Annotated in this window: 9 protein-coding genes and 1 pseudogene; 1 reads left to right on the top strand and 9 read right to left on the bottom strand. The window is 66.7% G+C overall.

Annotated elements, in window-relative coordinates; all coding sequences use genetic code 11:
• The first annotated feature begins 22 nt into the window (after nucleotides 1-22).
• On the top strand, nucleotides 23-2,434 hold the full coding sequence (locus QP166_RS04595) for a TonB-dependent receptor (RefSeq protein WP_333914850.1): 2,412 nt from the start codon (nucleotides 23-25) through the stop codon (nucleotides 2,432-2,434).
• 253 nt (nucleotides 2,435-2,687) lie between these two features.
• On the opposite strand, the gene QP166_RS04590 is transcribed toward QP166_RS04595, so the two are convergent.
• From QP166_RS04590 to QP166_RS04550, 9 genes and pseudogenes are all read right to left on the bottom strand, one after another.
• Nucleotides 2,688-3,038, bottom strand: coding sequence for a protealysin inhibitor emfourin (locus tag QP166_RS04590; protein WP_333914849.1), 351 nt, complete (start codon nucleotides 3,036-3,038; stop codon nucleotides 2,688-2,690).
• Nucleotides 3,038-4,117: a M4 family metallopeptidase gene (locus QP166_RS04585; RefSeq protein WP_333914848.1), complete on the bottom strand. Its 1,080-nt coding sequence runs from the start codon at nucleotides 4,115-4,117 to the stop codon at nucleotides 3,038-3,040. The genes QP166_RS04590 and QP166_RS04585 overlap by 1 nt, the downstream gene beginning before the upstream one ends.
• Before the next feature lie 25 nt (nucleotides 4,118-4,142).
• Nucleotides 4,143-4,898 (bottom strand): hypothetical protein, encoded by a 756-nt coding sequence (locus QP166_RS04580; RefSeq protein ID WP_333914847.1) that lies wholly within the window; start codon nucleotides 4,896-4,898, stop codon nucleotides 4,143-4,145.
• 103 nt (nucleotides 4,899-5,001) lie between these two features.
• Entirely contained in the window at nucleotides 5,002-5,928 is a 927-nt protein-coding gene (locus QP166_RS04575; RefSeq protein WP_333914846.1) for a hypothetical protein, read from the bottom strand.
• Nucleotides 5,929-6,162: 234 nt separating this feature from the next.
• Nucleotides 6,163-7,110 (bottom strand): DNA/RNA non-specific endonuclease, encoded by a 948-nt coding sequence (locus tag QP166_RS04570; RefSeq protein ID WP_333917255.1) that lies wholly within the window; start codon nucleotides 7,108-7,110, stop codon nucleotides 6,163-6,165.
• 94 nt (nucleotides 7,111-7,204) lie between these two features.
• Nucleotides 7,205-8,179, bottom strand: coding sequence for a DUF2891 domain-containing protein (locus QP166_RS04565; protein ID WP_333914845.1), 975 nt, complete (start codon nucleotides 8,177-8,179; stop codon nucleotides 7,205-7,207).
• A complete protein-coding gene (locus tag QP166_RS04560) occupies nucleotides 8,179-9,120 on the bottom strand; it encodes a DUF979 domain-containing protein (RefSeq protein ID WP_333914844.1) in 942 nt (313 codons plus the stop codon). Before QP166_RS04560 ends, QP166_RS04565 begins: the two co-directional genes overlap by 1 nt.
• Nucleotides 9,117-9,770: a DUF969 domain-containing protein gene (locus QP166_RS04555; RefSeq protein ID WP_333914843.1), complete on the bottom strand. Its 654-nt coding sequence runs from the start codon at nucleotides 9,768-9,770 to the stop codon at nucleotides 9,117-9,119. The genes QP166_RS04560 and QP166_RS04555 overlap by 4 nt, the downstream gene beginning before the upstream one ends.
• Nucleotides 9,770-13,299: pseudogene (locus QP166_RS04550) on the bottom strand (hydantoinase B/oxoprolinase family protein). Before QP166_RS04550 ends, QP166_RS04555 begins: the two are co-directional and overlap by 1 nt.
• Nucleotides 13,300-13,319: the final 20 nt, after the last annotated feature.

The raw sequence follows: 13,319 nt of genomic DNA, 5'->3' as shown, positions 1-13,319 counted from the left end.
CCGCGATCAGGGGTATTCGTCGATGTCGAAGCGGTTCGCAGCGTTCCTTTGCGCCACCAATATGCTTGCGTTCAGCGCGCCTGCTCTCGCGCAGACCGCTGCCACGGCAACGCCCCGGGCGACGCCTGAAGAGGCTGCGAATGACGGTCTTCCCGAGGTCATCGTCACCGCACGCCGGCGGGCGGAGGATGCGCAGCGGGTGCCGGTCGCGCTATCGGTGGTGGGCGGCGACCTGATCGACCAGAGCTATACGGTCAACACGCAGGGGCTGACGACGCTGATCCCGACGCTGAACTACAGCTCGGCGAACCCGCGCAACACCGCCTTCACGATCCGCGGCCTCGGCTCCAGCGTCGTCGCGGTCAGCCAGGCCAATGACGGGCTGGAGCCGGGGGTCGGCTTCTATGTCGATCAGGTCTATCACGCCCGTCCCGCGACCGCCGCGTTCGACTTCGCCGATATCGAGCAGGTCGAGGAACTGCGCGGGCCGCAGGGCACGCTATTCGGCAAGAACACGACCGCGGGCGCGCTCAACATCACGACGCGCGCGCCGACCTTTACCCGCGAGGGCTTCGCCGAGCTGTCGTACGGCGACTATAATTTCGTGCAGGCGAAAGGCTGGGCGTCGGGACCGATCACCGACACGATCGCCTATCGCATCTCGGGCGTGTCGACGCGGCGGGACGGCGTGATCGATAACATCCGCACTGGCCGCGATACCAATACGCTCGGCACTCAGGCGGTGCGGGGGCAGTTGCTGTTCAAGCCCGACGACACGATCCAGATGCGCGTCATCGCCGACTTCACCAACTTCCAGGCCTATTGCTGTGGGCAGGTCTATCTGCGCACCGGCACCAGCCTGCGCGCCGCCAACCGCCAGTTCGGTGGGCCGAACGGCCTCGCCGCGCAATTCGGCTACACGCCTGCCAGCACGAACGCCTATGACCGCGTGACCGACATCGACGGGCCGCTCGGCGTCGACACCAACGAGGGCGGGGTCAGCGCGATCACCGACTGGAATCTGGGGCTGGTGACGCTGACGTCGGTCACGGCATGGCGCTTCTGGAATTGGGATGCGGAGAACGACCGCGACTATACCGGCATTCCGGTCCAGCTCTCGCAGCACATCCCGTCGCGGCAGGATCAGTATAGCCAGGAACTGCGCCTCGCCTCGAACGGCACCGGGCCGCTGTCTTATGTCGTCGGCCTGTACGGCTTCCGCCAGCGCCTGACGGGGCGGCCGATCAGCATCTACGGTCCTGCCGCTGCACGCTATCTGATCGGGACGAGCGTCGTCACCGGCACCGCGCCGAACCAGGTGACGACGGCGGTCCCGTCCAACCTGCTCGACGGCTATGGGCAGGACGGCCGCACCGACTTTCGCAGCCTCAGCTATGCCGCGTTTGGCGAGATTAATTACCGCTTCCTCGATCGCCTGACCGCGACGGTCGGCCTGCGCTACACGCAGGAGGACAAGGACGGATATTATACCACCACCGTGTCGGGCGGTCCGGCTACGACGAACACCGCGCTCATCAACGCACGGCTCGGCGTGCTGCGCCCACAAAGCTATGAGGTGCATGACAGCGACGGCAGCCTGTCGGGGCGCGGCAACCTGGCGTGGCAGGTGACCGACACGACGATGGCCTATGCAAGCTATGCGCGCGGCTTCAAGTCGGGCGGGATCAACATGTCGGGCCTGCCGCTCGACAGCAACAACCGGCCGGTGCTGGCGACCGCCGTGGTGCGGCCCGAACGCAACGAGACCTATGAGATCGGCCTGAAGAACACGCTGTTCGACAATCGCCTGATCTTCAACATCGACGGCTTCTACACCACGGTCCGCGACTTCCAGGCGACCGTCGTCGAGAACTCGCTGACCCAGACGGTGCAGCTGCGCGGCTACCTGTCCAACATCCCGCAGGTGACGGTGAAGGGGATCGAGGCGGACGCGACCGCCCTCATCCTGCCGGGCCTCAGCGCGCGCACCAGCGTCGCCTATTCGGACGGGGAATATACCGACTATCCCGCCGGCCCCTGCCCGCTGGAGGTACAGACCGCCGCCACCACGCGGTGCAGCCTGACCGGTCGTCGCCTTGCGTCGTTGCCGCGCTTCGCGATCACCGCCGGGCTGGATTACCAGCGGCCGGTCGGCGACGGGCAGGTCTTCGTCCATGTTGACACCGCCTCGCGCAGCGGCTTCAACAGCGACCCCAGCCTGTCGCAATTCACTTATATCCGCGGCTACAACCTGACCAATGCCAATATCGGCTATCGCTTCGCCGATGGGCTGGAACTCATCGTCTGGGCGCGCAACCTGCTCGACGCCGACTATATCCAGAACCTGACGATCCAGGCGGGCAATTCCGGCCTGATCGTCGGCACCCCCAGCGATCCGCGCACGATCGGCGGGACGATCCGCTTCCGCATGTGATCGCTCGACGTCCCTGCGGCAGCATCGTCAGTTGCTGCCGCAGGGATCGTGCGAGGGCGGGACTTTCGATGGAACCGCGATCGATCAGTTTCGGAGAGGCATGTTTCTGCTGATGACAACTGGCGCACGACATGGTGCCGGCAACGCCGCGAGACTGAGGCTGGAGGTGCCGACGACATTGGGTTCGCCTGTCGGGCTGGCGAAAATTGAAGAACAACGCCGCCTTTGACCTGTTTATCACAGCCCTAATCAGTCATCGGTGGCTTGCGTGCTGCTTGCTCAGGCGACGGACGACCGAGACAAGCTTGGCCAATGCGGGATCGCGGATCGGCTCGGCGACGCGGAGTTCGCGGCTGCGCCCGGCGATCGTCAGGCAGACCGTATAGGTGCGCGCATCCGGCCGCGCGCCGTCGTTTGCCGGCGTGCACCCGAAGAAATCTGCCTGATCGGCAAGGCTGGCGATCTCCTGGCGCTCCGGGGTGGCAAGATCGTCGAACGATACCGTCTGCTCCTTCGCCAACCCGGGGAAATGGGCAAGGCCGCCCTCGATCCGCACGCGGGCCTCGCCCGTCAGCGTCTCGTCACAGCCCTTGCTCGTCTGCATCAGATCACTCCAACTGCGCTCCAGCCCTCGGTGACGGCGGTCGCCTCGGCACTGCCCGAGCCGTACAAACGCGCCGCGACGTCGATGGTGACGCGGGCGAAGCCGGCGAAGTCCGTGTTGGGCCTCGTATTGGGGTCCAGCAGCGCATTGTACCAGATTTGCCCGGCCCGGTCCCATGCCTTTCCGCCGATCGCGGTCGCGGCCAGATAGAAGGCTCGGTTCGGAATGCCGGAGTTGATGTGGACGCCACCATTATCCTGATTGGTGCGGACGAAGCCGTCCATATGGCTTGGCTGCGGATCCTTGCCCAGCACGGGATCGTCATAGGCGGTGCCCGGCGCCTTCATCGAACGAAGCGCAACGCCTTTGACCTTGGCGGTCAGCAACTCGGCGCCGATCAGCCAGTCGGCCTGGTCGGCGGTCTGCCCGAGCAAATGCTGCTTCACGAGGCTGCCGAAAACGTCCGAGATGCTCTCGTTGAGCGCACCCGACTGGTTGAAATAGGCGAGGCCCGCCTCCTTCTCGGTGACGCCGTGGGTCAGCTCGTGGCCGATCACGTCGAGCGAGATGGTGAAGCGGTTGAACAGTTCGCCGTCGCCGTCGCCGAACACCATCTGGGTGCCGTCCCAAAAGGCATTGTCATAGTCCTGGTCGTAATGGACCGTGGCATCTAGCGGCATGCCCGCGTCGTCGATCGAGTTGCGCTGATAGGCTTCCCAATACAGCGCAAACGTCGCGCCAAGGCCGTCATAAGCCTCGTCGGCCGCGATATCGCCGGTGGGCGCGTCGCCCTCGCGTCGCACCACCTTGGCACCTGGCGCCTCCGGCTCGCCGCCTGCGTCACGGATCGTCCGAAGCGGGCTCGGGGTCAGGATGTTGCCCGCCGCGGCGCGTCGCCGTGAAATCGCACCGGTGACGGGTCCGGCAGTACTGGCACGGACGATCCGCATGGTCGGATCGACCAGCAGGCTGCGGACCGCCATCGCGCGCAGCTCGGGCGAGCCGTTCTCGGCAATCTTCGACAGGATGTAGGGCGGCAGGATGCAATGAAGCGAATGACGATGGTTTGAGCTGCACATGTCGTATCTCCTCAAGGGTTTCGGGTCAGTTGCGGGCGCGGCGAAGGACGAACGGGACGAGCGCGACCCACATGATGGTAATGAAGGCGAGCACCTGGCTGGTCTGCTCGGGTCCGCCCGGCAGGTAGCCGAAGCCGCCAAGGGACGCCGCGTAGAGCCCGAACGAGGTTACCGAGATTGCGATCGCCACCACATCGGCATCCCCTCCGCTCTCCTCCTGCGTGCCGAACCAGCGCAGAACGATGATGAAGAGAGTGATGACGGCGATCAGGATCAGGCGCACGACGGCGTCGCCGGCCGCGATGCCGATCGCCAGCGGGTAGAGCGTCACCGCCTCGACGGGGAACAGCTTCACGAGACTGGCATAATATGGCTCGGGCGCGGAGCGGCGCCCTTCCCTCACCGACGGAGTGGGACTGCTCCTCAGCCGCAGCGTGCCGCGAAAAGCAGGCCGGGCGGCTGTGCTACCCTGCCCGTCCATCGCCGAGATCGCGCGCTGCACTGCTTCGGCATAGCGCGACACTGCCGCGTCGTTGGGGGTGAGAGCGTTGCCGATCGCTATGGCCTGTTCACATCGGTCGAGAATTGTCGCGAACGCCGGTCGGTCGGTGTCGTCGCCGTTATGCCGAGCGGCAAACTGCTCGCTGGCGCTGCCGATAGCCGTGCGGAGCCCAAAGAAGGTATCGAAGGAGCGCGGGAGGAAGCGCATGTCGACGGTGAATGCCTGCAACTGGTCGATCAGGGCCTCCGCCGCGGCCATGGCCTGGGTGAAGGTCGTCATCGGGATCCTCCTCAGGCGGGAAGAGCGAGCGAGGCGATCAGGCCAAGCGCGCGCGTGATGCGGTCGATGTTGAGGCGCGCGGCGGCGCGACGCTGCGCCGGTGTCAGTCGGCCGGCGAGCGCGTCGCGCAAGCTTGCCTGCGCCTTGGCGGCGAGGTCGATTGCGTCCGCGACTTGCGCGGCGCGAGCCGGTCCATCCTTGGCGGCCTCGCGAGCGGCGAAAACCCTGCCGGCAAGCTGCTCGCGCTGGTCGGCCGACAGGCTCGCCCGGTTGCGGATGTACGTCCGGAACAGGGCGTTGCCATAAAGATCGTCGGCGTTGCGCGCCGCCCCCTGCCCCAGGTCGTCACTTGCGCCGAAAGCGATGCGAGCGCGCGGTCGACAACGGCCCCGCGCTCGACGACGAGGGCACGCACGTCTCGCGTCTGGCGCGCCTCGCGGGCGAGCGCGTCGGCAAAGGCGATCAGCGCGACGAGGCTCTGACCCTGTTCACTGGCAACCGCGGCATTGACGTTGGGCAAGTCGGTGCCGGCGACGAAGTTGCTGAAGCGGGCGATCCGGTCTGCCTGGTCGGCGAAGGCGGTGATCTCGGCCGACACGTCGGTCTTGGGCGCATCCAGGATCGCAGCCAGGGCATCGGCATAGTCGCTGATCGCAGCGATAAGTGCGATGCGAGGTTCCAACACGGCGCGCGGGCTGCTGCCGATGTCGATCTCGAACGCAGTGTAGCCCGGCGATGGCGCCTCGCCGGAGAGGCACAGCGGCGCCGGCGGGACTGATGGCGAGACGGGCACCTGTATCCGCAGCGGCGTTGCCGGGAGGCAGCTTGGATCGCTCGCGACCAGCGCTGCTGCGGCCTCGCGACGACGTTGCTCGATGGCATCGAAGTAGCTGGCGGTTGCCGTCACCGCCTCGCGGCTTCGGCCTTGCACCGTTCCCGCTGCCTCCAGCCTGATTGCGTTCGTAGCGCATCCGGCGAGAAGCAATGGAGCCAACATCAACGGTAGAACGGCACTGGCGCAGCGGCGCATGGCGATCTCCTTCAGCTTCAGCGCATCATGCCCTCAAACTACGAATTTCCCTCACCTTTCTGCGCGCAGGCCCGCGGACCAGCCTTGGTCGCTACGGCAGCCGATCGACGGGGCCGCAGGGTGGGTGCGGCGATACCCATCAGCGTTCGGCGGCCGATCATGTGCCCGACTCCATGTTGATCCGACACGCAACGTTCCACATTTGTTCTTGAAAGGACAGGCTTAATTCGAACCTCAGAGCAGAATGTCTTCCGGCCCCGCGATCAGTCGGCGGACGGTCGTGCCCGTCGCGGCCTCTTCGTTCGAGAAGCCGTCGAACCGGGGCAGCTCCCCGAAGTCGAGATCCGTCAGACGTGCGATCGCGGCGACGGAGCGCTGATAGGTTTTGAACGCACCGAACAGCAGCGTGTGCTCGTTCAGATCGACATCGTGATCGATGAGGTAGGCGGACGCGGACGGGCGGCCGTCATCATGGATGAAGGCGACGACCTTCCAATAGGCGAGCGGGATCGCGACACCGCGATAGACCGGGTCCTGCGCCCGGAAGACCGGGCCGGTGAACACGGTCGCGCGCTCGCCGACCCTGCGCGTGTTGCCGAGGATATAGTCCTCGAGGCTGAGCCAGGTGCGCTGATTGAAGGCGGAGAGCTGCGGCGCGCAGTTGGTGAAGTGGAAGGTGTCGCGATTGGCGATCCCGGCGCTCGGCCCCCAGTTCGGGTCTTCGCGGCGGACCAGGTGACCGCGATCGAAGTCGTTGTCGGCGTAAAGCTCGTCGCCGGCCTGGGCCGCTTCCGGGATCCGCCCGTCAAAGGCCCATAGATCACCGCCGCGCGGGACGGAGACGCTGGCGCTGCCATCGATGTTGACGCCAGTGAAGAGCGCCAGGCGCCGGCTCCTCGACATGACGACCGTGAAATGCTCATAGTCCAGCCGTGCATCGTTTCTGCCATCGACCGGCAGGACATCTGCCGCAATCGCGGAGGTGTCGGCAATGGCACGACAAACTCGCCAAGGTGCTCGGCCAGATAACCCTGCCGCCCTGCAAACGAGGACGTCGGAGAGGTGCGGACGCTGGTCGCCTCCGGCGCAAGCAAGCCTTGGTTCGTCGACGTGATGGGCCGCAGGTCGCTCAGACGAGGTCGATAGGACAGGTCGATCACGGATGTTCTCCGATGGCTTCACGTCGCGGTTGCTCAAGACGTAGCCGTTTAACGACGATCGGGTTCCGAGATGCTCGACCGGGCGAGCGATAAGTGGATCTACGCCGGCCGGGCTCTCAGACGGTCAGCGCCAGAAGGGCGAAGGTCGCCAACCAATGCTCGCCCATGTAATCGTCCGCCAGATGCGGCAGCGCTGCGGCAAGATGCGCGTCGGCGATGCGATGCGCCGCCGCCGGATCGGGCACGTCGTCGGCGAGGCTGCGCCAGCACCATGCGCGCGCCAGATTGAGACCGTCGAGATGCGCGAGCCGGCCGTCGCGGCGATCGGTGACGATGGCCGGCGCCCGCAGACAGGCGATTGCGGCATTACCCGGATCGGGAAGAAACGCAGCCAGCCACGCAGCGAACTCCCCACCGCGCACGTCGCGCATCAGCACCGCCTCGCACAACGTGGCGGAAAGAAAATCCTCGCCGCTCGGTTCCCACGGGCGCGCGTCACGGTCGGCACCGAACCAAAGTTGCGACCGATCCTCGATCAGGCGCGCGAGCCCCGCATCCCGGCTTCTCGCCCAGCGTAGCGCATGGATCAGCGCAAAGGCCGTGCTGTCCTGTTTGCCGCTGCGCACCGGGTAGGTGAGCTTGGGCAGATAGTCGGTGAAGCGCGCCGCGAACGCGCGCGCGAGCGGTTCCAGCGCCGCCGCCCACGGCCGATCGGGGCGCTGTGCCAGCTCGTCGTGCAGGGCGAGCAGCCAGCCCCAGCCATAAGGACGCTCGAACCCGCCGGTCATCGGCCGATCGAGATACGCCAGTTCGCCCGCCACGCGGTCCGGCACGAGCATCCGATCCGCCAAGGCTTCGATCGCCGACGTGGCCGCCATGTCTGGGAACAACCGCGCGAGCCGCATGACCTGCCACCAGCCGTGCACGCAGCTATGCCAGTCGAAGCTGCCATGGAAGATGGGGTGCAGCGTGCTCGGGGCGGCAAGATCGGCCGGGCCGGTCAGGATCTGATCGAGCTTGTACGGCCATTCGCGCGTCAAATGACCGAGCGTGAGCGCGGCGAAGCGCTCGGCGGTAACGGTATCGAGCATCATCGGAACCCCAGCCAGTAAAGCAGCGCGATGTTGACCACGAGCAGCGGCAGCGCGGTCGGCACCTGCGCTCGGATCACCGCGCCCTTGTCCTTGAGGTCGAGCAACGCGGCGGGCACGAGATTGAAGTTCGCCGCCATCGGCGTCATCAGCGTGCCACAGAAGCCCGCAAGCATGCCGATCGCGGCGATCACCGCCGGGTCGCCGCCATAACGGCCGATCAGTAGGGGCATCGCGACAGCGGCGAACATCACGGGAAAGGCGGCAAAGGCGTTACCCATCACCATCGTGAACACCGCCATGCCGAGCGCGTAGACGAGCACTGCGCCGATCAGGCTGCCGTCGGGGATCGCCGCGCCGGCGACGCCGCCGACGACTTGCCCGACACCAGCGAGCGCGAACACCGCGCCGAGGCTCGCGAGCATCTGCGGTAGCACGGCCGCCCAGCTGACGCTGTCCATCAGCCGCAGCCCTTCGGCAAACGGCGTCGCGGGGCGCGGCCGGAACCAGGCATAGCCGATCGCCAGTGCGAGGATCACGCCGGACGTCAGCGCGACGAGCGTGATCTGCTTGGGATCGATCAGACGGGGCATCGCGGCGAACGCGAGCGTGCCGAGCAACGCGGTCGCCGGGATGGTCAGGGCGGGCAGGAACAGCCGATTGCCACGCCTCGTCGCTTCGACCTGGCGTTCGACCGGGGTCGTGCTGGCGCGCGCACCACGCCCCATCGCGCCGGTCCCGGCGATCGCCACGAGGCCGAGGACGAGCATGCCATTACCGATATCGCCGATCCTGTCGCCGAACAGGAAACTGACGCTGAGCAAGGCGTAGAAGCCGGCATTACCGAAGCGCTTGGCATTGCCGCGATCCGTCGCGCTCAGCACGGCGAATGCCGCGAACATCAGCCCGGCGACGGCGTAGATGAAGTTGGTTCCGATCATCTGGCGCGCGCCAGCCGGCGGTCGAGCCACCACAGCCGCCCACCATGGATCAGCAACGCAGCGAGCGCCGACGGGATCGCCCACAGCGACAGATGCAGCGGCTGGATCGTGATGCCATAGCCCTCCAGCACGCCCTTCATCAGCAGGATCGACCCGATCGCGATGAAGATGTCCTCGCCGAAGAACAGCCCGATATTGTCGGTCGCGGCGGCCATGGCCGGGATCGCATCGCCACCCGGTGGCACGCCCTGCCGTTCCGCCGCCGCTTCGGCCATCGGCGCGACCAGCGGACGCACGCTCTGCGCCGGCCCGGCGATCGAGGTGAGGCCGAGCGCCGCGGTGATCTGGCGGAACAGCAAATAACCGATCAGCAGTCGTCCGACCGTGGCGCCCTTCAACGTTGCGATCGCGCCCCGAGCGCGCTCCTGCAGGCCGTGGCGCTCCAGCAAGCCGATCACGGGCAGGACGATATAGATCGCGCTGACGAAACGATTGGCGTTGAACGCCTTGCCGAACGCCGCGAGGATGGCGAGCGGATCGAGTCCGGCGGCAAGTCCGGTGACCAATGCGGAAACCGCCACGACCAGCAGCGGATTGAAGCGCAGCAGGAAGCCGGCGACGATCACCGCGATACCGGCAAGAACGAGCATCAAGCGCCTCCGAATCCGCCCCCGCCGGGCGTTTCGATGACGAACACGTCTCCGGCGCGCATGTCTACCTTCGCCGTGGAGCCAAGGCGCTCGACCGACCCGTCGGCACGCTCGACGCTCGCGGCGCCGATGCCGCCGTCAGCGCCGCCCGCGAGCCCGAACGGCGCAACGCGGCGGCGGTTGGCCAGGATGCAGGCGGTCATGTCGGAGAGGAAGCGCACGCGTCGCGTCGCTCCATTGCCGCCCTCGTGCGCACCCGCCCCGCCCGACCCGGCGCGAATCGAAAATTCCTCCAGAAGCACCGGGAAGCGCGTCTCGAAGATTTCCGGGTCGGTCAGGCGGCTGTTGGTCATGTGCGTCTGGATCACGGACGTACCATCATGATCCGGTCCGGCACCCGATCCACCGGCGATCGTCTCGTAATATTGGTGGGTGTCGTCCCCGAAGGTGAAGTTGTTCATCGTCCCCTGGCTCGCCGCCATCGCGCCGAGCGCACCGAACAAGGCATCGGTGACGACCTGGCTGGTCTCCACATTGCCCGCCACCACCGCGGCAGGGAAGTGCGGGTTGAGCATCGATCTGCACGCGTCACGCCGCGCAGGCAGCCGTCGTTGAGTGGCACTTCTTCGTCGACCAGCACGCGCAGCACATACAGCACGGCGGCGCGTACGATCGAGACCGGCGCATTGAAATTGTTCGGGCGCTGATCGCTCGTGCCGGCGAAATCGATCGTCATCGCGCCCGCCGAGCGATCGACGCGAACGGACACGCGGACCACCGCACCGTCATCCATGTGATACGCGAATTCGCCATCCTCCAGCCGCGCAATCAGGCGGCGCACGGCGGCGTCGGCATTTGCCTGGACATGCTCCATATAGGCGCTGACCACATCCGACCCATATTCTGCGGCAATGCGCGCGAGACCGGATGCGCCACGGGTACATGCCGCAAGCTGCGCGGTAAGGTCGGCGATGTTCTGGTCGATGTTGCGCGCCGGAAAGGCACCGTCGGCGAACACGCTGCGCAGTTCGGCTTCAAGGAACCGCCCCTCGTCCACCACCAGCACATCGTCGAGCAACACGCCTTCCTGCTCGACCGACACGCTGTCGGGCGGCATCGATCCGGGCGTGATCCCGCCGACATCGGCATGGTGGCCGCGCGCGGCGACGAACCAGTCGGGCGTATCGCTTCGCTCGGCAAATACCGGCATGATGACCGTGATATCGGGCAGGTGCGTGCCGCCGCGATACGGCGCGTTGAGCGCATAGGCATCGCCGCGGCGGATGCCCCTGCCGTCCGCAACCGATCCTCGCGCAGTGATGATCGTGCGGATACTCTCGCCCATCGAGCCGAGATGCACCGGAATATGCGGTGCGTTGGCGACCAGATTGCCAGCGGCGTCGAACAGCGCGCAGGAGAAATCGAGCCGCTCACGGATGTTGACCGAGGCGGCCGACCGCTGCAGCGCGGCGCCCATCTCCTCGGCGATGCTCATGAACAGGCCGGCGAAGATCGCCAGTCGGGTCGGATCGCTCTCGGTGCCGATCCTGGTCTCGCGACGGGCCGAGCGACGTTCGAGGATCAGATTGCCGATCGCATCGACGCGCGCGCCCCAACCCGGCTCGATGACGGTGGTGGAGACCGGATCGATGATCAGCGCCGGGCCGACTAGCGCATGACCGACGGGCAGGCCTTCGCGCGCCAGCACCGGCGCGTCGTGCCAGGCGCCGGCCATATGAACGGACACGATCGCCATTGGCTCAGCCGGCTCGGTCGGGAGCGCGATCAGCGTCGTTTGCACCGCGGCATTGGGTGCGATCGCTTCCGTGACGAGCCGATCGACGATCAGCGGCTGCGTACTCGCAAAGCCGAACTGCGCGACGTGCGCCGTGTCGAATGCAGCGATCATCGCTGCCGTATCGTCCAGATCCACTTCGATCGTGTGCTCGGTCTGGCCACGGCGCAGATGCACGCGACGCTCGACGACGATCGCGTCGGGCGAGATGCCTTGCGCTGCCAGGTCCTCACGCGCCTCGGCGGCGAGCAGATCGATCGCGGCGGCGATCGTCCCGCTGTCCTCGATCCCGACACCCAGCGTCTTCTCGCGCAACACGCGGCGATCGGCGAGCCCCATGCCATAGGCGGAAAGTACCCCGGCGAGCGGATGGATCATCACCCGGTCCATCCCCAGCGCATCGGCGACCAGGCAAGCATGCTGCCCGCCCGCGCCGCCAAAACAGGCAAGCGTGTAGCGCGTCACGTCATGCCCCCGCGCAACCGAGATCTTGCGGATCGCATTGGCCATATTGGCGACGGCGATCGCGACGAAGCCTTCCGCAGCCACGTGCGCATCGAGCGGCAGCTCGGCGAAGCGCGCCGCTACCGCGGCGGCGTCGAGCGGCTGATCGCCTCGCGCGCCAAATAGCGCCGGGAAGAAGTCGGGGCGCAGCTTGCCGAGCATGACGTTGCAATCGGTCACCGTCAGCGGCCCGCCCCGGCGATAGCAGGCCGGTCCCGGCACCGCGCCGGCGCTCTCCGGCCCGACCAGCAGCCGTTGCCCGTCGAACCGGCAGATCGATCCGCCGCCCGCCGCGACGGTGTGGATACGCAGCATAGGGGCGCGGATCCGCGTGCCGGCAATGAGCGTCTCGGTGTCGCGCTCGTAGCTGCCGGCATGATGCGACACGTCGGTCGAGGTGCCGCCCATGTCGAAGCCGATGACGCGATCGAACCCGGCCTCGCGCGCGGTGGCGGCCATGCCGACGATCCCGCCTGCCGGCCCCGACAGGATGGCATCCTTGCCGCGGAAGCGCGAACCATCGACCAGCCCGCCGGACGATTGCATGAACAGCGCATTCTGCCCCAGCGCGGCGCTCAGTCCCGCGACATAGCGGTCGAGTACCGGGGACAGATAGGCATCGACCAACGTGGTATCGCCGCGCCCGATCAGCTTGATCAGCGGCGCGACCCGGTGGCTGACCGAGATCTGCGTGAAGCCGATCTCGCCCGCGAGGTCCGCCAGCGCCGTCTCGTGCCTGTGGAAGCGATAGCCGTGCATCAGCACGATCGCGATCGCGCGCAGGCCGGTATCATAGGCTGCTTGCAAGCCCGCTCTGGCCGCCATGCTATCCAGCGGCGCGATTACGGTGCCATCCGCCGCGATCCGCTCGTCGATCTCGACCACGCGCGCGAACAACGGCGCCGGGCGCGCAAGATCGCGGGCGAAAATATCCGCACGTTCCTGATGCCCGATGACCAGCGCATCGCCGAACCCGCGCGTGATCGCCAACAGGGTTGGCTCGCCCTTGCGCTCGAGCAATGCATTGGTCGCCACGGTCGTACCGATCCGCAATTCCAGCGGCATGGCGTCACCACCAGTCAACCGCCTGATCGCCTCCACCGCAGCATCCGCGTAGCGCTCCGGATCTTCCGACAGCAACTTGACGGTGACATGGCTGCCATCAGGCTTCCGGGCCACGACGTCGGTGAAGGTGCCGCCGCGATCGATCCAGAACTGCCAGGGTGTCATTGGAGCGTTCCCGTGTATGC

The organism is Sphingomonas sp. LR60 (assembly GCF_036855935.1).
Lineage (GTDB): Bacteria > Pseudomonadota > Alphaproteobacteria > Sphingomonadales > Sphingomonadaceae > Sphingomonas.
The sequence above is the reverse complement of the archived record's forward strand: the minus strand, read 5'-3'. Positions and strand labels throughout refer to the sequence as shown.

Excerpts from the sequence above, each read along its gene's own strand:
- QP166_RS04595 (WP_333914850.1), top strand. The coding sequence starts at position 23 with ATGTCGAAGCGGTTCGCAGCGTTCCTTTGCGCCACCAATATGCTTGCG.
- QP166_RS04590 (WP_333914849.1), bottom strand. The coding sequence starts at position 3,038 with ATGCAGACGAGCAAGGGCTGTGACGAGACGCTGACGGGCGAGGCCCGC.
- QP166_RS04585 (WP_333914848.1), bottom strand. The coding sequence starts at position 4,117 with ATGTGCAGCTCAAACCATCGTCATTCGCTTCATTGCATCCTGCCGCCC.
- QP166_RS04580 (WP_333914847.1), bottom strand. The coding sequence starts at position 4,898 with ATGACGACCTTCACCCAGGCCATGGCCGCGGCGGAGGCCCTGATCGAC.
- QP166_RS04575 (WP_333914846.1), bottom strand. The coding sequence starts at position 5,928 with ATGCGCCGCTGCGCCAGTGCCGTTCTACCGTTGATGTTGGCTCCATTG.
- QP166_RS04565 (WP_333914845.1), bottom strand. The coding sequence starts at position 8,179 with ATGCTCGATACCGTTACCGCCGAGCGCTTCGCCGCGCTCACGCTCGGT.
- QP166_RS04560 (WP_333914844.1), bottom strand. The coding sequence starts at position 9,120 with ATGATCGGAACCAACTTCATCTACGCCGTCGCCGGGCTGATGTTCGCG.
- QP166_RS04555 (WP_333914843.1), bottom strand. The coding sequence starts at position 9,770 with ATGCTCGTTCTTGCCGGTATCGCGGTGATCGTCGCCGGCTTCCTGCTG.